This is a genomic window from Erythrobacter litoralis, assembly GCF_001719165.1.
GTDB lineage: Bacteria > Pseudomonadota > Alphaproteobacteria > Sphingomonadales > Sphingomonadaceae > Erythrobacter > Erythrobacter litoralis.
This window is the reverse complement of sequence record NZ_CP017057.1, coordinates 1,514,606-1,533,203: the sequence shown is the minus strand read 5'-3', so window position 1 is coordinate 1,533,203 and position 18,598 is coordinate 1,514,606. Positions and strand designations below refer to the sequence as shown.

Below are 18,598 nucleotides of genomic sequence, written 5' to 3'. Positions count from 1 at the left end.
ATCACCATTCGCCCCGGTAATCGTGGTTTTCGCTGACCATTTCCCTGAGCGTGGTCGGCCCGCCGACCGGCTCGGAGGTGTGGCGCCCCGGCTCCTGCGTGCCCGTTTTCGGCTGCTCACCGGCGGCGAGCGCGTCGAGCACGGCGTCGAGGCGTTCAGGCGTCAGGTCCTCGTAATTGTCGTCGTTGATCTGGACCATCGGAGCGGTCGCGCAATTACCCATGCATTCGACCTCGGTGAGGGTCCACAGCCCGTCTGCCGAAACTTCGCCCTTCACCATGCCTCGGCTCTTGCAGGCGGCGATGATGTCGTCCGAGCCGCGCAGCATGCAGGGCGTCGTGCCGCAGACCTGCACGTGGAATTTGCCGACGGGCTTCAGGTTGTACATGAAATAGAAGGTCGCGACCTCGAGCACGCGGATCACCGGCATGTCGAGATAGGCTGCCACGTATTCGATCACCGGCAGCGGGAGCCAGCCCTGCGTATCGGTCTCCGCGCCGACCTGCCGCTGGGCGAGGTCGAGCAGCGGCATGACCGCCGATTTCTGGCGGCCTTCGGGATACTTGGCGATGTGCCAGTCGGCCTTTGTGCGGTTCTCGGGCGTCCATTCGAACGAGCCCCAGCGCGCGCGCAGTTCGGGGGTGTCGGGTGCGGGGGTGCGGTCAGCCATCAGACATCACTCCGATAGAAAGCGCGTGCGATGAAGAGCAGTTGAACCGACACAGTCGCACCGAAAATGAGAAGAAGGCCTAGATTTAGAGACGGATAATCCAACGGATCAAACGCGCGCAGGCCAACAAATGCGGGGATGCCGACCAGGAGAAACAGCAGTCGTGCCCAAACCGGTTGGCAATCCCAGAGAATTTGCCGGAAAAAGCTCATCACCGGTCGCACTCCCCGAACACCACGTCGATCGCGCCCAGAATGGCGGTCGCATCGGGCAGCATGTGGCCCTTGGACATGAAGTCCATCGCCTGCAGGTGACTGAACGCCGTCGGGCGAATCTTGCAGCGGTACGGCTTGTTGGTGCCGTCGCTGACGAGATAGACGCCGAATTCGCCCTTGGGGCTTTCGGTCGCGACATAGACCTCGCCCGCGGGCACGTGGAAGCCTTCGGTGTAGAGCTTGAAGTGGTGGATGAGGCTTTCCATCGACTGCTTCATCTCGCCGCGCTTGGGCGGGACCACCTTGCTGTTTTCCGCCGCGATCGGCCCACCGGGCATCTGCGCCAAGCACTGCTTGATGATCTTCGCGCTCTCGCGCACCTCTTTGACCCGAACCATGAAGCGGTCGTAGCAGTCCGAATTCGTGCCGACCGGAATTTCGAAATCCATCCGGTCATAGACATCGTAGGGCTGGCTCTTTCTGAGGTCCCAAGGAATGCCCGCCGCGCGGATCATCGGCCCGGAAAAGCCCCACGCCACCGCGTCCTCGCGGCCGACCACGGCGATATCGACATTGCGCTGCTTGAAGATGCGGTTGTCGAGCACGAGGCTCATCGCATCGTCGAACAGCTGGAAGAAACGGTTGTCGAGCCAGTCACCGATATCGACCAGCAGCTTTTCCGGCACGTCCTGGTGGACGCCACCGGGGCGGAAGTATGCGCTGTGCATCCGCGCGCCGGAAGCCCGCTCGAAGAAATTCATGCAGTCTTCGCGCAGGTCCATGATCCACAGGTTCGGCGTGAACGCGCCCACGTCGAGCACGTGTGCGCCCATGTTGAGCATGTGGTTGGAAATGCGGGTCAGTTCGGCAAACAGGACGCGCAGGTACTGGGCGCGCTCGGGCACTTCGAGATTGAGCAGCTTCTCGATCGCGAGGACGTAGGAATGCTCCATGCACAGCGGCGAGCAGTAGTCGAGCCGGTCGAAATAGGGCAGCGCCTGGAGATAGGTCTTGTGCTCGATCAGCTTTTCGGTGCCGCGGTGGAGCAGGCCGACATGCGGGTCGATCCGCTCGATCACCTCGCCGTCCAGTTCCATGACCATGCGCAAGACGCCGTGCGCGGCCGGGTGCTGGGGACCGAAATTGATCGTGTAATTGGTGATGACGTCGCCTTCGGTCGTCGGCGACTTTTCGATCTCGATGCTCATTCGTCACCGCCTTCGGGCTTGGTCGCGCCCTTGGTGTCGCGCACGCTGCTCTTGGCCGGGGCGCGGTCGGGGCTGTCCTCGGTCGCATTCGGAGCGCCGGGCGCGCCATTGCCGTCCTTCATCTTGGGCGGGTTCGCCGCCGTGCCTTCGGCCGCCTTCTCGTCCGCCTTCGGGCCCGCACCGGTATCGGTGGGCTTTTCGGTCACCTTGGGATCCTTCACCGGCGGCTTCTTTTCGTCGGCGAGCGGCGGCTGCTGCGCCTTCTCGTCGCCCGGCAGCTGGTATTCCGCACCCTCCCACGGGGAGAGGAAGTCGAAGGTGCGCATGTCCTGCGCGAGATCGACCGGTTCGTAGACCACCCGCTTCTCATCTTCCGAATAGCGCAGCTCGGTATAGCCGGTCATCGGGAAGTCCTTGCGGAAGGGATGCCCTTCGAAGCCATAGTCGGTGAGGATGCGGCGAAGGTCCGGGTTGCCGGCGAAGGTCACGCCGAACATGTCGAACACTTCGCGCTCGAGCCAGCCCGCATTCGGCCACAGCGTCGTGACGGTCGGGACGGGCGTCGCCTCGTCGGTCGAACACTTGACGATGATGCGGTGGTTCTTGGTCAGCGAAAGCAGCATGTAGACCACTTCGAACCGTTCGGGCCGCGAGGGATAGTCCGCGCCCGCGATTTCCATCAACTGCTGGTATGCATGGTCATCGCGCAGGACGCGCAGTACCCGCTCGATGTCGTCGCGGCGGACGGTGAAGATCAATTCGCCATACGCCTCGCTCGCGTCGATCAGCCAGACGCTGATCGTCTCGGCAATGCGATCGATAACGCCTTCGTGGGAGGCGATCTTCGGGGCGGAATGAAGGACTGCCATCAGCCTTGCCCTATCGCTCGATCGTGCCGGAGCGGCGGATCTTGCGCTGCAATTGCATCACGCCATAGAGCAGCGCCTCGGCCGTAGGCGGGCAGCCGGGGACATAGATGTCGACCGGCACGATGCGGTCGCAGCCGCGCACCACCGAATAGCTGTAGTGGTAATAGCCGCCGCCATTGGCGCACGAACCCATGCTGATCACGTATTTCGGGTCCGACATCTGGTCATAGACCTTGCGAAGCGCCGGGGCCATCTTGTTGCACAGCGTGCCAGCAACGATCATCAGGTCCGACTGACGCGGGCTCGCGCGCGGGGCGGCGCCGAAGCGTTCCATGTCATAGCGCGGCATGTTCACGTGGATCATCTCGACCGCGCAGCAGGCTAGGCCGAAGGTCATCCACCACAGCGAACCGGTGCGGGCCCACTGGAACACGTCCTCGGTCGAGGTGACGAGGAAGCCCTTGTCGTTGACCTCGGTCTGGAGCGCGTTGAAATAATCCTGGTCGGGCTGGCGCACCTCGCCGCCCTTCGCGGTCGCATATCCGGACATTTCCGGAAGCGCGCGCGGCGGGGTGACGACAGTGCTCTCGGAAGGCTTGCTCATTCCCAGTCCAGAGCTCCTTTCTTCCATTCGTATGCAAGGCCGACGGCGAGGATGAACAGGAAGGTCATCATGCCGATCCAGCCCACCCAGCCCGTCTCGCCGAGACTCACCGCCCAGGGAAACAGGAACGCGGCTTCGAGGTCGAAGATGATGAAGCTGATCGCGACCAGATAGAACCGCACGTCGAACTGGCTGCGCGCATCCTCGAACGCAGGAAAGCCGCATTCATATTCGCTGAGCTTTTCCGCGTCCGGATTGTGCGCCCCGGTCAGCCGCGAGACGCCCATGGGCAGGAACACGAAAAGAACCGAGAGCCCGAGGGCCACGAAAATGAATAACAGTATCGGCAGATACTGGCTGAGGTCGATCACGGCGATGTCCAAGCTTGCTTATCCCACGTGCCACCTAGGCCTGTCCCACACCGCGCGCAAGGGCGCGACTCGGGCAAATCGACGCATCGCACTTGCACGAATTCGAACAGTTGGTGCGATCAGCGCCCCCTCGCCGAGCCGAGCGGGAGACGGCGAATCTCGGTCGGCTTGGTTTCGCGCCCCTCGACAAGCTCGCCCGCGACATAATCGCGCCAATGGCCCGTCCCAACATAGACCAGCGCGCCATCTGCGATGCTGCCGCCGAGCGGCTCGGTCCATTTGGGGTGCGCCTGTTCGAGTACGCGCACGCCTGTGATCCGGCTGCCATCCGCGGACAGGGCTAAGGCGCTGATCCGCATCGGGCTGGTGCCGTTCTGCACCGCGATAAGCTCCGCGCCATGCAGCCAGAGCCCGTCGATCCCGTCGAGGATCGCGGGCACGTCGCTAGCAAGGCGTGAGACTTCGCCCGACGCAAGGTGGCTCATCGCAAGGCCATAGCGATAGTCGCTGACGAAGAGCCGCGCTCCGTCGGCGCTCGGCGCAAGGCCCTGCGGCGAGCGGAACGTGCCCGGTTCGACGAGCGGCGAGAACGCGCTCTCTCCGATTGCTGCGCGATAGATGCCGCCGCCGAGAGGATCGCTCGCGAAGACCGTCCCGGCCTCGTCGACCGCTATGTCGGACAGGGTCACGCCGGCAGGAACCGCAATGTGCAGCGGCGCGGCGATCAGCGGGGACGAACCGATAACACCGTTGAAAAGGTCCCCGTCCCCGCCGCTTTCGTCGATATCGGACGAAGCGACCCACCTGATGTTGCGCTTCGTATCCTGCGCGATGCCGGAAAGGTCCTTCGCCCCCGGAAACGAGACTTTCCGCCAGTTCCCATCCTCCCGGACCCACAGCGCCTTGCGCGTGACCGAAGTGGCGATGACGGTCGAGAGGTCGGGCGAGGCGAATACGCTTTCGACCAGGCCCGCCTGTGCCGGGACCCGGGCGACGACCTCGCTTGCAGTGATCGGGTCGGCATCAGGCAGCAACAGCGCCTTCGCCGCATCTGCATGTTTTTCGCCGACAAGACGCGGGATCTGCTCCCGCGCAGGAGGACTGAACACATAGCCCCGCTCTTCGAGCCAGTGCAGCACTTCGAGCACTCGCGCCCCCTCGCCCGCCGCGATCAGCGGCTCGAGCAACCGCAGCCGCACGCTGCCGCTGTCGGGGAAGGCCTGCGCGAGTGCCTCGAGCGCCTCGACCTCGCGCAACTGGCCGGTCGCGGCATCGACCGGGCGCCATTCGGGCGGTTCGCTTGCCACCGGCGCCGCGACCGCAAGCGCCAGCGCGGCAAGCCCCGCAAGCCGCCTCATTTCATCATCGTCTGCGCGGCCTTCAGCGTGCCCTTGCCATAGGGCGGCTTGAACCCGCCGAGCTTGGCGATGTCGATTTTCGGCTGGTGATAGACACTGCGGGCATGGCTGAATTCGCGGAAGCCCTCGACCGCGTGATAGCTCCCAATCCCCGACGGCCCCACCCCGCCAAAGGGCAGGTCCTCCATCGAGACGTGGAAGATCACGTCATTGGTCGTGACCCCGCCCGAAATCGTGCGGTTCAGCACGCGCTCCTGTTCGGCCTTGTCCTCGCCGAAATAATACAGGCCGAGCGGACGGTCGTGCTCGTTGACGTAGTCGACTGCCTCGTCGATGGCGCGATAGGTTTTCACCGGCAGGACCGGCCCGAAGATTTCCTCCTGCATCGCGGCCATGTCGTCGTTGACGTTCCTGAGAATGGTAAGAGGCATCTTGCGCTGGTTGGAGGAGCCGAAATCCTCACCGCCCGGATTTACCTCGATCACTTCCGCGCCCTTTTCCCGCGCATCCTCGACAAGACCCTTGAGCCGATCGAAATGGCGGTCGGATACGATCGAGCAGTAGTCGTCGTTCTCCAGCAGGGTCGGATACATCGCCGACACGCCGTTCGAGACGCCCGCGACCGCTTCGTCAGCCTTGTCCTCGGGAACATACATGTAATCGGGCGCAAGGCAGATCTGGCCCGCATTCATCATCTTGCCCAATGCGATCCGCTCGCCCGCCTTGGCGAAATCGGCGCTGCGGCCCATGATGACCGGCGACTTGCCGCCCAGTTCGAGCGTGACGGGCACGAGGTTCTTCGCTGCCGACTGCATCACAAGCCGCCCGGTGGCGGTCGAACCGGTAAAGACGAGATGATCGAACGGCAACGAGGAGAACGCCGACGCGACTTCCGGACCGCCGGTGACAACTGCCACCTCGTCGCGCGCGAAATATTTCGCTGTCAGCTCGGCCATGAGTTCGCTCGTGCGCTCGGTAAATTCGGATGGCTTGATCATAGCCCTGTTGCCTGCCGCGAGCACCTGCATCAGCGGGGCGAAGGCGAGATTTACCGGGAAATTCCACGGCGAGAGGATTCCGACGACGCCCTTTGGCTCATAGCGCACCTCAGCCTTCGCGCCGAGCAGGTTCAGAGGAAACTGGACCTTGCGCTTGTCCACCTTGGCCCAGCTGTCCATGTGCTTCAACGCATCCTTGCCAAGCCCGACCGTGCCCGCAATGTCCGTGATCATGCTTTGCTCCAGCGCACGATTGCCGAAATCGGCACTCATGGCGCGGCACAGTTCCTCGTCGTTTTCCTTGAGCAACGCGATCGCGCGCTTGATCCGGTCCTTGCGCAGGCTCATCGCCTCGGGCCGCGAGGCGGTGAAGGCGTCGCGCTGGTGCTGCAGCAGCTCTTCGAGTTCGTCGCGCCTGTCGTCAGCCATCTGTGTCTCTCCTGATCCCTGTATCGAGTGTCGGCATCCGTTTCGGTTTGCCACCGATACGGACACTTGCCCAAACCGGGGCCGATGACAAGGTAACACGAAAGCCCTCCCCGCGCGCGATTGCCAACCGCGCGGCTCGGGCCTAGACCCGCGCGCGAAATCACAGCCATCACGAAGGACTCTCACGCAATGCCCCAGTTCTCAGCCGAAGACCCGATCGTCATCCTCTCCTATGCCCGCACCCCGATGGGCGGGATGCAGGGCGCGCTGGCGGACGTGTCGGCGACCGAACTGGGCGCGGTAGCGGTCAAGGCCGCGATCGAACGCTCGGGCGCAAGCGGAGAGGATTTCGATCGCGCCTACATGGGCTGCGTCCTGCCCGCAGGACTCGGCCAGGCGCCCGCGCGTCAGGCGATGGTGAAGGCAGGCCTTCCGCTTTCGGTGGAGGCGACGACGGTCAACAAGGTCTGCGGATCGGGCATGCAGACGGTCATCATGGGCGCCGAGGCGCTCGCCAGCGGGACCATCGACATGGTCGTCGCCGGCGGCATGGAGAGCATGACGAATGCGCCCTACCTGCTGAAAAAACACCGTTCGGGCGCTCGGCTCGGCCATGACACCGCCTATGACCACATGTTCCTCGATGGGCTCGAGGATGCCTACGAGGAAGGCCGCGCGATGGGCACTTTCGCGCAGGAAACGGCCAACGATTACCAGATGACCCGCGAGGAGATGGACGCCTATTCGATCGAATCGCTCGCCCGCGCGAACAAGGCGATCGAAAGCGGCGCCTTCGCCGATGAGGTCGTCCCGGTGACCGTCACGACGCGCAAGGGCGACGTGGTGGTGGAACAGGACGAACAGCCCGGAAAGGGCCGCCCGGACAAGATCCCGACCCTGCGTCCCGCTTTCGCCAAGGACGGGACCATCACGGCGGCGACCTCGAGCTCGATCTCGGACGGGGCGGCGGCGCTGGTCCTCACCCGCGAAAGCGTGGCGAAGGCAAAGGGTCTCGCGCCGGTCGCAAGGATCGTCGCCACCGCCGCTCACGCGCAGGAGCCGGCCAAGTTCACCACCGCGCCGATTCCGGCGATCCGGAAAGTGCTCGCCCGCGCCGGATGGAGCGTGGAGGATGTCGACCTGTTCGAAGTCAACGAAGCCTTCGCCTGCGTCGCCATGTTCGCGATGCGCGATCTCGACATCCCGCATGACAGGATCAACGTCAACGGCGGCGGCACCGCGCTCGGCCACCCCATCGGGGCAAGCGGCGCGCGGATCATCGTCACGCTTCTGAACGCCCTCAAGAACCACGGAAAGACCCGCGGCGTCGCCTCGCTCTGCATCGGCGGCGGCGAAGCGACCGCGGTCGCAGTCGAACTGGTCTAGGTCGATAATGCCAAAGGCGCTTTTGTCTCTGGCCCTCACTGCCCTGCTGCTCGCAGGATGCGACGCACCCGTGCAGGACCCCGAGCCGCTGGAGCCGGCTCCGATTCCCCAGGGTGAGGCGGCAGGACCATCGGCGCCGACATCCGAATAGGCTCAGCCGCCTGCCGGTTCCTCGTCACCCCATAGCCGGTCGGCGAATACCCATCCGGTGCGCCCCGCCACGTCGATCTCGCACCAGTTGTCGCGGCAGCGCTGCAGTTGGCCGACCACTCCCGGTTCGGCCCGCCAGCGCAAGCCCGAGGCAGGGTCAGGGCCTTCGCGCATGTCGGCAAGCCCCTCGCCCACGATCAGCGCGCCGCGCGAGCGACTCAGCTGGCTTTCGGAGATCCAGCCCATCGTCCCCTCGGCATCCTCGACGAGCCGCCAGCCCTCGCGGATGCGCACGACCTTCACCGGCAGGCCCTTGCGCTGATAGACCCAGTCGATGCGATATTCCCGGCTCGGCCCGACGCGCAGGTTCACCTTGTCGAAGCGCAGCGTGGCCCAATAGGGCGTCTCGCGGTCCTGCGCGCTCGCCGGAGAAACGACGAGGCTCACGGCGGCAACGACCGCCAGAACAAGCACGGCGACAAGGCGAAGGGCACTCATGCACCCCGTGATAGCGTGCCGCGCGCAGGCTTCAAGCGGCGCATTCGAACAAGCCTCGCCGGAACCGCTTGACCGCCAAGCCCCTCACCCATTAGCGCAATTTCCCATGGCATCAACGAGCGCACCGCACTTCCCTTCAGGCAAGCCCCGCGTCGTGGTCACCCGCCACCTGATGCCGAATGTCGAGGCGCGCATGCGCGAACTTTACGATGCCGTCCTCAATGAAAGCGACACGCCGATGAGCCGCGAGGAGCTGTGCGCGGCGATGCGGGACTGCGACGTGCTGGTGCCGACCGTGACCGACCGGATCGATGCCGAAATGATCGACAGCTGCGGTGATCGGCTCGCCCTCATTGCCAATTTCGGCGCGGGAACCGAACATATTGACCTCGAGGCCGCGGCGAAGCGGCGGATCATCGTCACCAACACGCCGGGCGTCTTTACCGACGACACCGCCGATATCGCGATGGCAATGATCCTCGGCGTACCGCGCCGTATCCGCGAAGGGACGCAGCTCGTGCGGCGCGGCGAATGGACCGGGTGGGCGCCTTCGGGCCTGCTCGGCCGGAAAATCGGCGGCAAGGTGCTCGGAATCGTGGGTATGGGTCGCATAGGCCAGGCGGTCGCGCACCGGGCGAAGGCGTTCGGGCTCGACATTGCCTATTTTGCGAGGAAGCCGCTTCCCGAGGCGGCCGAACGCATGTTCGGCGCGCGCTTCATCGCCAATCTCGACGATCTGGTGTCCGAGACCGATATACTGACCCTGCACTGCCCCCTTACCGAGGAAACACGCGGGATGATCGACGCGCGCAGGATCGGGTTGATGAAGGCCGGCGCCAGCGTTATCAACACCGCGCGTGGCGAACTGATCGATCATGAGGCCCTGATCGAGGCGCTCCACGAAGGCCGCCTCGCCGGCGCCGGCCTCGACGTCTATCCGGACGAGCCGAATGTCGACCGGCGCCTGCTCGACCATCCGAACGTCATGACCCTCCCCCATATCGGCAGCGCTACCGCCGAGGGGCGCGAGGCTTCGGGCGAGAAGGTGATCGCGAACATCCGTTTCTGGGCCGATGGACACAGGCCGCCGGACCAGGTGCTTACCGGGCTGATCTAACCGGTCATGCGTAGTCCGCGTTGCCTGCCAGATGGGCCGCGATTCGGGACCATCCGCGCTCTAGATGCCTCCGGTCAAGCAGGCGTGAAACAGCCCGCATAGGCCACGAAGCGCGCGGCCACCGGGCCTCATCAATCCCCCGTGAGGATCCGCTCTACCAGTTCACCCACGGTCGGCGTGTAGCCGTTGGAATAGAACGGATCGGTCTTGAACCGGTATGCCGAATGCCCGGCGAAGGCGAGATTGTCCTGCGGGTCCTCGCCATGGGCGATTTCCTGGAGGGTCTTCTGGATGCAGAAGCTGCGCGGGTCGGCCAGGCGCCCGGTGGTGTAGTCGTCATGATCCTTCCAGCTCGAAAACTGGCAATGCGACAGGCAGCCCATGCAATCCTGCTGGTCCTTGCGGATCTCGTCGCGCTTGTCAGGGGTGACGAAGACGATCGTGTTGTCGGGAGTCTTCAAGGGCTCGGTATGGCCCTCGCGCATCCAGGTCTCGGCCTTGCGCTTGTCCTCTGGGCTGACCCAGAAACTCCTCGCCTTGCCTTCGTCGCCCAGTTGGACCGTGCCGTCCATCTCGCCGCGCTTGCGGAAGGGGATCTGGCGTTCCGAACGATGCATCAGATCGTAAAGGAAAGGCGTTTTCACCGCGCTCGAGTAAAAGCCTGTGGGCGAGAACTTGTGCAGCAGCACGTCGCCCTTCTCGACCGTCCGCAGCATGTCCTTCCAGACCTGCGGGATCGGGCTTTCCTGCGTCAGCAGCGGCCGCGTGCCGAACTGGAAGGCGATCTTGCCGAGTTCCGGATTATCGATCCAGTCGTTCCATTCGCGCAGGTACCAGACCCCGCCCGCCATGACGATCGGCACGTCTTCCGACACGCCTTCCTTACGCATCATGTCGCGCAGTTCCTTGACCCGGGGATAGGGGTCCTGCGGCTGGCGCGGGTCCTCGGCATTGGAAAGACCATTGTGCCCGCCGGCGAGCCACGGGTCCTCGTATACGACCGCGGCCATCAATTCGGGCACCTTGTGGTAGCTGCGTTTCCACAATGCGCGAAACGCTCGACCCGAACTCACGATCGGTAGGTAGCTGACATTGAAGCGCGCTGCGATCTCGGCCAGCTTGTAGGGCATGCCCGCCCCGCAGGTGACGCCCGCTACCATGCCGCGCGTGCGTTCGAGCACGCCTTCGAGCACGGCCTGCGCGCCGCCCATTTCCCACAGCACGTTGATGTTGATCGCGCCCTTGCCGCCCGAAATCTCATAGGCTCGGCGGACCTGTTCGCTCGCTCCGTCGATGGCATAGCGGATCAGCTGCTCGTGCCGTTCCTGGCGGGTCGCCTGCGGATAGACCTGCGGGATGACGTTGCCGTCTTCGTCATAGCTGTCGGCATTCACCGCGCTCACCGTGCCGATGCCGCCCGCAGCCGCCCATGCGCCCGAGCTTGCATGATTTGTCGCAGACACGCCCTTGCCGCCTTCGATAAGCGGCCACACTTCGCGCCCGCCATAGACGATCGGGCTCAATCCCTTGAACAATTAACAACTCCTGTTCGCAAGGCGCCTTTCCTTGCGCTGAATTTCCGGTGTCACATAAGGAAGCCGCAAGGCTGCGGCAATGACCTATCGGAGGCTTCTCCGCCCTTTTGCAGGTGGCATCAGCCTGCCCTGCACGGTTTGATCGCCTCGGGTTCGACGCGGGCTTGGCCCTTGCCGAAGCGGGCGAAATAACCCTTGATGTCGGGCCGTTCGAGATATTCGATGAGCGTATAGCCGACCGCCTCGAACTCGCAGAAAAGCAGGGCATGGGGCAGGCCATGACGCCCGACGGGGCGGTCAGTTTCGACGACGACGATCTCGCCTTGCGCGGTCAGCGCGGGCCACATCCGCCAGAGGAAGGCATAGGGCTCGGTCACCTCGTGATACATGTGAACGAGGAAGATCCGGTCGAAACTGTCGGGCGGCAATTGCGGATCGTCGGCGCGGCCGGGCTTGATCGAAATGTTCTCGAGCCGCTCGCGCTCGACCCGCTGGCCGAGCCGTTCGAGCGCTTCCCAGTCGATGTCCTGCGCCAGCACGCGGCCTTCCTCGCCCACTCGCTCGGCGAGGCGAACGGTGTAATATCCTTCGCCCGCGCCGATATCGGCAACCGTCATGCCGGCCTTGATATCGGCAAGGTCCATCACGATCCGCGCCTCGTCGCGTTCGTCGCGGGCATCCTCGTCGGCGAACTGGTTGGAGACGACGCGGGCAACGGGGCGGTCAGGCTCGGGAAAGTCCAGCGCGGTCTCGGGCCGGTCGGAAGTGGCGAACAGCCCGTCGCAGGCGGCAAGCGGTATCGCCATCAGGGACAGCGTCAGGGCCGGGAGCAGTCGCAAGCGCATCGAAGCACTGGCTTAGCCTCTGGAATCCGGCTTGGCAAAAGCGAAATTCGTCGGCAATCCCCTCCGGTCACTGAGGAAGCTTGCCCATGTCCCTGCGCGGTTTTCTGGCAGCGCTGCTGGCGCTCCTGCTCGGCGGATGCTGGATCGGCAACGGCGCGCTGTTCGCGCCCGACGATCTGGCCTCGGTCGAACTTGACGGACATTACGAGATCGGCGCGAATTTCCCCGAAGGCTCGACCCGGCAATTCGCGCGGTTCGAAGCGCTTGGCGATGGCAGGACCAGGATCGTGCCGCTCCGCTCGCCGGGCGAACCGGGGGCCGAATTCGCGGAAGACCGTGAAGCCCTGCTCTCGCTCGTCGCCATACCCGGGGCGGCCAACGGCTGGTATCTCGCCTTTGTCAGCGAGGACGAGACGGAACCGCGCGAGGTCCAGTTCTATATCGCGCGGTACGAGAGCGCCCGGCTCGCGCTCCATGCGCCGAACTGCGACGGCACGCCCCGGCGCGACGGCATGGAGCGTCTGTTCGAGGACGGCGGCTCGCGCACTTGCCGTTTCACGACCCGCGAAGCCCTGCTCGACGCCGCGCGCGAGGGGGTGGCCGAGCTTTCCGCGTCGCGGATCTTCCCGGTCGAACCGGTGGTGACGATCGTCCCCGCCGACAATGAGCATGAAATCGGCGAGGATGAGGCCCCCGAATAGCCCTGCCTATTCGACGTCCTCGATCTCGACCGTCTCGCCCGTCACCTGCTGCGCGAGCGCGGCCGATATGAACGGGTCGATCTCCCCGTCGAGCACGTTGTCGGGCGAAGTCGATGTGACCCCGGTGCGCAGGTCCTTCACCATCTGGTAGGGCTGCAGAACATAGGAGCGGATCTGGTGACCCCACCCGATCTCGCTTTTTTCCTGGTACTCGCCCGAAGCCGCCGCTTCGCGCTCGGCCATTTCGCGTTCGAACAGGCGCGCTTTCAGCATGTTCATCGCGGTCGCGCGGTTCTTGTGCTGGCTGCGGTCGTTCTGGCTCGCCACCACGATGCCGGTCGGCTGGTGGGTGATACGAACGGCGGAATCGGTCGTGTTGACGTGTTGCCCGCCAGCCCCGGACGCCCGGTAGGTGTCGATCTTGAGGTCGGCGGGGTTGATCTCGATGTCGATGTCGTCGTCGATGACGGGATAGACCCAGACGCTGGAAAAGCTGGTGTGGCGGCGCGCGCTGCTGTCATAGGGACTGATCCGGACAAGCCGGTGAACCCCGCTTTCGGTCTTGGCATAACCGTATGCGTTCTCGCCCTTCAGGAGCAGCGTCGCCGACTTGATCCCCGCGGCCTCGCCCGCCTGGTATTCGACCGTCTCGACCTTGAATCCTCGCCGCTCGGCCCAGCGCGAATACATGCGGAAAAGCATCTCGGCCCAGTCCTGGCTCTCGGTCCCGCCAGCGCCGGCATGAATTTCGAGATAGGTGTCGTTGCCGTCCGCTTCGCCCGAAAGAAGCGCCTGGACCTTGTCGGCGTCGGCCCGCACGGCAAGCCGTTCGAGGCTTTTCAGCCCGTCCTGGACGACGGCATCCTCGCCCTCGGCCTCGCCCATTTCGATGAATTCGATCGCATCGGACATCTCGCTCGAGATTTCGCGCACCGTGTTCACCGCGGTCTCGAGCGTCTTCTGCTCGCGGCTGATCGCCTGCGCTTCCTTGGGATCGTCCCACAGGGTCGGATCCTGCACGCGGGCATTGAGTTCGTCCAACCGCCGCAGCGCACGCTCCCAGTCGAGCGACTGGCGCACGAGCGCGAGTGCGGCTTCGATACGGTCGATATGGGCCTGGGCTTCTGCCCGCATGCATGGTTCCTTCAACGCTAGAGACGCCCGCTCGCCAGCGGGACGCCTCACCTAGCGAGCATCATGCGATTGTAAAGATCAGCGCGCCACCCTTACCGAGACAGCGCGCGCACCGCGGCGAGCGTTTCGGTGACGTGGCCGCGATAGTCGCTGTCCGAATGGACCGCAACGATCCGCCCGTCAGGCGCGATGACATAGGAGGTGCGGCTGGCAAGGTCAGTGGCGGCGTATTTAACGTCGTAATCGGCGATTACCTTCGCGCTCGCGACGCCTACCGGGAATGCGTCGCGGCACTCCTCTCGGCTGAAGCGCTTGAGCGTTGCGATGTCGTCATTCGACATGCCGATCACGCTCGCTCCTGCTTTCTTGAATTCGGGCATGGTCTCGGCGAAGGCATTGGCTTCGAGCGTGCAGCCCCGCGTGAAGGCCTTGGGGTAGAAATAGAGCACGACCGGGCCTTTCTTCAACGCCTCGCGCAGGGAAAAGGCGAATTCCTCGCCCGCGAGCGCGGCCTTGGTCGAAAAACCGGGAGCTGCGGCTCCAACCGGAAGTTCGGCCGAAGCGGGGGCAGCGACGACCCCGACGGCAAGCGCGGCGACCAAAAGGGTGCGGAAGCGGGTCATGACGGTTTCCTCCTGAATGCGAAAGCTACGCTTGGGCGGGCTCAATAGATGCCGCCCTGCTCCTCGACGAAATCGCTCGGCTGGCCGAACGCGTTTTCCTGCGCGCGCGGGACCGCGCCGAGGCGCCCGGTGCGGATCAGTTCGAGAATCTCGTCTCGGCGTGCGGCGACCGCGTCCTGGCGGGTGAAGCGTTCCGGCTCGGTATCGGGCTTGAACGCCTCCCAGATGATCGCCGACAGCGGATCGTCGCTCGGATAGCCGTCGAAGACGCGTTTGCCCGTTCGACGGTCGATCCGGACCATCCGCACGCCTTCGGGCGCGACCGGCGGGAGGTCGGACCAGCGCGTTTTCGTCTTCTGGATCAGGCTCTTGACGATCGGTGCTGCGATCGTCCCGCCATAGGCATAGCCACCCATGTTGCGCGGGGAATCGAAGCCCACATAGGCCCCCGCGATCAGTTCCTGCGTACCGCCGATGAACCAAACGTCCTTGGGCCCGCTGGTGGTGCCCGTCTTGCCGAACAGCGGCAGGCCGAGATCACGCAGGTTCGTCGCCGTGCCGCGTTGGACCACGCCTTTGAGCATGTGCATCACCTGAAACGCCGTGCGCGGATCCATCGCCTGTTCGCCCTTGAGGCCGAAGCGCGGCATCGGCGTGCCGTCCCACTCGGGCATGTTGCAGCCCGTGCAGGCGCGCTCGTCCGCCCGCCAGATGACCTTACCGCGGCGGTCCTGGACATAGTCGATCACTGTCGGTTCGTTGAGGCGGCCGTGATTGGCGAGCGCGGCATAGGCGGCGACCATCTTCGAAACCGTGGTCTCTCCCGCGCCCAGCGCGGTGGACGGATAAGGCTGCGCCTCGTCGCTGATGTTCATGCGTTCGATCGTTTCGACCACGTTGTCGAACCCGACGGTCGAACCGATCTGCACGGTCATGATGTTCTGCGACTGCTCAAGCCCGTAACGCATCGGGAACTGGCCCGCACGACCGCCGCGAATGCACTTCTCGCCGAGATTGGCGCCCTGGTAGTAACAGTAGCGGGTGTTATCGACCTGGGTGGAAGGGGTCATCCCGTTATCGAGCCCGGCGGCGTAAACGAAGGGTTTGATCGTGGAGCCCGGCTGGCGATTGGCCTGGGTTGCGCGGTTGAAATCGGACAGGCGGAAATCGAACCCGCCCTGCATTGCGAGCACGCGGCCATATTGTGCGTCCTGCACGACGAGACCGCCCTGCGCCTCTGGCACGGTGGCGACCGCGTACCCGGCCCCGGCAGGCTTCGCGACGATAACATCGCCGGTCCCAAGCGCGTTCGGAAGGCCGGTGAGCGGCGCTTCGAGCCCATCGGAAAAGCCGATCCGGGCCGAGGAGCCTTCGCGGCTGGTGACGACGCCGAGGCGCCAGTCCTTGTAACGGATGCCGAGCGGGGAGCTTTGCAGCTGGCGCGCCCAATTGCCCTCGCTGACATCGATGGTGGCGATCGCCCCGCTCCACCCGCGATTGCCGTGATAGCGCAGCAGGCCATCGCGCAGGGCCTCGCGTGCGGCATCCTGCATTTCCGGGTCGAGCGAGGTGCGCACCCACAATCCGCCCGCATAGACGCTGTTCGGACCGTCTTCGGCAGTCTCGCCGAATTGCGCGATCAGCTCGCGGCGAACTTCCTCGAGGAAATAGCCGGCATCGATGCTGCGCTCGCGCCGCTGGGTAACGAGGCCGAGCGGCTTCGCGGCGGCCGCGGCGCGTTCGGCCTCGGTGATGAAGCCGTTCGCTTCCATCTGGCCGAGCACGAAATTGCGCCGGCCCAGCGCCGCCTGTTCCTGACCCTTGCGGCCGTACCGTTCGGGCGCCTTGGGCAGGATCGCGAGGAAGGCCATTTCATGGAGTTCGAGATCCGCCACGTCCTTGTCGAAATAGGCCCGTGCGGCCGCCTGCACCCCGAAAGACCGTCGGCCGAGCGGGATCTCGTTGAGATAAAGCTCGAGGATCTCCTGCTTGCTCATCGCATCCTCGATCCGGCTGGCGAGGATCATTTCCTTGAGCTTGCGGGTGACCGAATATTCATCGCCCAAAAGCAGGTTCTTGGCGACCTGCTGGGTGATGGTCGAGCCGCCCACCGCGCGCTCGCCCGTGCCCATCTTGCGGGCATAGTCGAAGGCGGCATTGATCGTACCGGTCAGATCGACACCGCCATGGCTGTAGAAGGTCTTGTCCTCGGCCGAAATATAGGCCTGCTTCAGCCGCTCGGGGAAATCGGGATATTGCAGCTGGACGCGCCGCTCACGCGCATAGGAATGGACGATCTCGCCATCGAAACCGCGCACGACCGTGGGCAGAGGGGTCTCGTATTCGAGCAGTTTGTCCGCATCCGGCAGGTCGCTCGCAAGCCAGATCCACGCAGCCATCCAAAGCGCGACCAGCACCGCGAACGCGGCGGCGGCCAGCTTGAACAGGATGCTCCCGCGCCATTTCGCGCCGAACCATCCGGCAAGCCCCGTCAGATCGCGGCTGACGCGATAGCGAGCATAATCGGAAAAGGAGAGATTGGCGGGGTCGGTCATGGTCGATCAGGAAATGGGCACGGCCTACTAGCACGGCGTGCAAGCGACATGCCAGTCGCTTCGCGCATCCATCTGCCGCCTTTCGCGCGGGGCGGCTTACAGCGGCATGAACACGCCATCGGGAAAGCCGCCTAAAGCTCGGCGCGACGGGCGAAATAGACCCGGATTGCCCGGGCGAGGACCTCGGCATAGGCCTCGCGGCCTTCCTCGGTGGTGAGCCGCGCACGGTCGTCGCGATTGGTGACGAAGCCGCTTTCGAACAGGACGCCCGGCACGTCGGGTGCCCGCAGCACGGCGAGCTCGGCGGAGCGGCGGGCCTGCGGGTGGAAGGCGATTCGCCCCTCCCCCTCGCGCGCTATGAGTCCTGCGAACTCGGTCGCCTCATCCTGCGTGCGCGACTGGGAAAGCTCAACGAGGATCGCGCTGACCGCCTCGCTCTGCCCCTCGATCACGATGCCATTGACGCGGTCGGCGTTGTTCTCGCGCTCGGCAAAGCGGGCCGCCGCCTCGCTCGAAGCCTCGTTGGAAAGGGTGTAGATGCTCGCCCCGCCGACATCGCCCCGCTCGCCCGCGCTGTCGGCATGGATCGACAGGAAAAGGTCGGCACCCAGCTGACGCGCGATTTCCGGCCGATCGGCGAGCGGAACGATGCGATCGTCATCGCGGGTCATGGCGACGCGGATCCCGCCCGCCTCGAGCAATTCCGCGCGCAGCGAACGGGCAATGGCAAGCACGACGTCCTTCTCGCGCACGCCGCCTCCGACCGAACCGGGATCGCGCCCGCCATGGCCGGCATCGATCACCACAAGCGGGCGGGACGGGTCGTCGGGACCGGCAATGGCAGGCAGGTCGACGCGGCGCGCTTCCTCCCCCAGCGCAAAGCGCAGGACATAGTCGCGCCCCCATTCGGGCACCGGAATGGTAAGGCCCAGCAACATGGCTGCGCCCACCATGATCGCAGGCAAAGCGACGACCAGCAAAAACAGGGTGCGAAAGCTCATGACGCGGCGGGCTTAGGATGTTGCGCGCAAGGAGCGCAATAGAGTTGCGGGTGGAAACCCACGGTGCTAGCAAGCCGAAGTGGACGTAACTGTTTTCTCGGGACTTGCAGCCGCGCGGCGGCATCGAGCTTTCGGAACCATTGCGACGTTCATCAGATCGAACGGCCGGCCGGCAGCATCCGCGCCGCGCCCCAACAGGTTGATGCAGTGACGAGACGCCTCCCCCCGCATATCCATCAGGAACGCGCTTCTGCCGTTTCCTGTCTTGCGGGCCGAGGAGCGGGACAGTCCCGCGCTCTTTTCACAGCAGACACGAACAGCGCGCCAGCCT

Annotated in this window: 18 protein-coding genes; 3 read left to right on the top strand and 15 right to left on the bottom strand. The window is 64.7% G+C overall.

What is annotated here, in order from left to right; all coding sequences use genetic code 11:
* Position 1 precedes the first annotated feature (1 nt).
* The 8 genes from nuoE to Ga0102493_RS07235 all read right to left on the bottom strand — a co-directional run bounded on the left by nuoE (position 2) and on the right by Ga0102493_RS07235 (position 6,722).
* On the bottom strand, positions 2-670 hold the full coding sequence (nuoE, locus tag Ga0102493_RS07270) for an NADH-quinone oxidoreductase subunit NuoE (RefSeq protein ID WP_034904673.1): 669 nt from the start codon (positions 668-670) through the stop codon (positions 2-4).
* Positions 670-882 (bottom strand): hypothetical protein, encoded by a 213-nt coding sequence (locus tag Ga0102493_RS07265; protein WP_069297482.1) that lies wholly within the window; start codon positions 880-882, stop codon positions 670-672. The genes nuoE and Ga0102493_RS07265 overlap by 1 nt, the downstream gene beginning before the upstream one ends.
* On the bottom strand, positions 882-2,093 hold the full coding sequence (locus Ga0102493_RS07260) for an NADH-quinone oxidoreductase subunit D (RefSeq protein ID WP_034904675.1): 1,212 nt from the start codon (positions 2,091-2,093) through the stop codon (positions 882-884). Before Ga0102493_RS07260 ends, Ga0102493_RS07265 begins: the two co-directional genes overlap by 1 nt.
* Complete coding sequence (locus tag Ga0102493_RS07255) at positions 2,090-2,962, bottom strand: NADH-quinone oxidoreductase subunit C (RefSeq protein ID WP_034904676.1); 873 nt, start codon at positions 2,960-2,962, stop codon at positions 2,090-2,092. The genes Ga0102493_RS07260 and Ga0102493_RS07255 overlap by 4 nt, the downstream gene beginning before the upstream one ends.
* Positions 2,963-2,972: 10 nt before the next feature.
* Positions 2,973-3,512 (bottom strand): NuoB/complex I 20 kDa subunit family protein, encoded by a 540-nt coding sequence (locus Ga0102493_RS07250; RefSeq protein ID WP_051698191.1) that lies wholly within the window; start codon positions 3,510-3,512, stop codon positions 2,973-2,975.
* Between the two features lie 50 nt (positions 3,513-3,562).
* Positions 3,563-3,937 carry an NADH-quinone oxidoreductase subunit A gene (locus Ga0102493_RS07245; protein ID WP_034905099.1) on the bottom strand — a complete coding sequence of 125 codons (375 nt, stop codon included), beginning with the start codon at positions 3,935-3,937 and terminating at the stop codon, positions 3,563-3,565.
* A 119-nt stretch (positions 3,938-4,056) separates the two neighbouring features.
* On the bottom strand, positions 4,057-5,295 hold the full coding sequence (locus Ga0102493_RS07240) for an SMP-30/gluconolactonase/LRE family protein (RefSeq protein ID WP_034904677.1): 1,239 nt from the start codon (positions 5,293-5,295) through the stop codon (positions 4,057-4,059).
* The gene (locus tag Ga0102493_RS07235) at positions 5,292-6,722 is read right to left on the bottom strand and encodes a coniferyl aldehyde dehydrogenase (RefSeq protein WP_034904678.1); all 1,431 of its coding nucleotides are present in this window, start codon (positions 6,720-6,722) and stop codon (positions 5,292-5,294) included. Before Ga0102493_RS07235 ends, Ga0102493_RS07240 begins: the two co-directional genes overlap by 4 nt.
* A 189-nt stretch (positions 6,723-6,911) precedes the next feature.
* Here Ga0102493_RS07235 and Ga0102493_RS07230 point away from each other — a divergent pair, with 189 nt between their 5' ends.
* Positions 6,912-8,108, top strand: coding sequence for a thiolase family protein (locus tag Ga0102493_RS07230; protein WP_034904679.1), 1,197 nt, complete (start codon positions 6,912-6,914; stop codon positions 8,106-8,108).
* 153 nt (positions 8,109-8,261) lie between these two features.
* On the opposite strand, the gene Ga0102493_RS07225 is transcribed toward Ga0102493_RS07230, so the two are convergent.
* Positions 8,262-8,756 carry an SH3 domain-containing protein gene (locus Ga0102493_RS07225; protein WP_034904682.1) on the bottom strand — a complete coding sequence of 165 codons (495 nt, stop codon included), beginning with the start codon at positions 8,754-8,756 and terminating at the stop codon, positions 8,262-8,264.
* A 106-nt stretch (positions 8,757-8,862) separates the two neighbouring features.
* Here Ga0102493_RS07225 and Ga0102493_RS07220 point away from each other — a divergent pair, with 106 nt between their 5' ends.
* Positions 8,863-9,873 (top strand): 2-hydroxyacid dehydrogenase, encoded by a 1,011-nt coding sequence (locus Ga0102493_RS07220; RefSeq protein ID WP_034904684.1) that lies wholly within the window; start codon positions 8,863-8,865, stop codon positions 9,871-9,873.
* A gap of 131 nt (positions 9,874-10,004) precedes the next feature.
* Here Ga0102493_RS07220 and Ga0102493_RS07215 read toward each other — a convergent pair whose 3' ends face one another.
* Both Ga0102493_RS07215 and Ga0102493_RS07210 read right to left on the bottom strand, forming a co-directional pair.
* A complete protein-coding gene (locus Ga0102493_RS07215; RefSeq protein ID WP_034904686.1) occupies positions 10,005-11,408 on the bottom strand; it encodes an NAD(P)H-dependent flavin oxidoreductase in 1,404 nt (467 codons plus the stop codon).
* A 119-nt stretch (positions 11,409-11,527) separates the two neighbouring features.
* Positions 11,528-12,253 carry a class I SAM-dependent methyltransferase gene (locus Ga0102493_RS07210; RefSeq protein ID WP_034904689.1) on the bottom strand — a complete coding sequence of 242 codons (726 nt, stop codon included), beginning with the start codon at positions 12,251-12,253 and terminating at the stop codon, positions 11,528-11,530.
* Positions 12,254-12,339: 86 nt separating this feature from the next.
* Here Ga0102493_RS07210 and Ga0102493_RS07205 point away from each other — a divergent pair, with 86 nt between their 5' ends.
* Complete coding sequence (locus Ga0102493_RS07205) at positions 12,340-12,954, top strand: hypothetical protein (protein WP_034904692.1); 615 nt, start codon at positions 12,340-12,342, stop codon at positions 12,952-12,954.
* A gap of 6 nt (positions 12,955-12,960) precedes the next feature.
* Here Ga0102493_RS07205 and prfB read toward each other — a convergent pair whose 3' ends face one another.
* The 4 genes from prfB to Ga0102493_RS07185 all read right to left on the bottom strand — a co-directional run bounded on the left by prfB (position 12,961) and on the right by Ga0102493_RS07185 (position 18,267).
* Positions 12,961-14,088, bottom strand: a complete 1,128-nt coding sequence (gene prfB / locus Ga0102493_RS07200) for a peptide chain release factor 2 (protein ID WP_034904695.1) — start codon at positions 14,086-14,088, stop codon at positions 12,961-12,963.
* 92 nt (positions 14,089-14,180) lie between these two features.
* A complete protein-coding gene (locus tag Ga0102493_RS07195; RefSeq protein WP_034904697.1) occupies positions 14,181-14,711 on the bottom strand; it encodes a peroxiredoxin in 531 nt (176 codons plus the stop codon).
* 41 nt (positions 14,712-14,752) lie between these two features.
* Positions 14,753-17,266, bottom strand: coding sequence for a penicillin-binding protein 1A (locus Ga0102493_RS07190; RefSeq protein ID WP_034904700.1), 2,514 nt, complete (start codon positions 17,264-17,266; stop codon positions 14,753-14,755).
* A 131-nt stretch (positions 17,267-17,397) separates the two neighbouring features.
* Complete coding sequence (locus Ga0102493_RS07185; protein WP_034904702.1) at positions 17,398-18,267, bottom strand: N-acetylmuramoyl-L-alanine amidase family protein; 870 nt, start codon at positions 18,265-18,267, stop codon at positions 17,398-17,400.
* Positions 18,268-18,598: the final 331 nt, after the last annotated feature.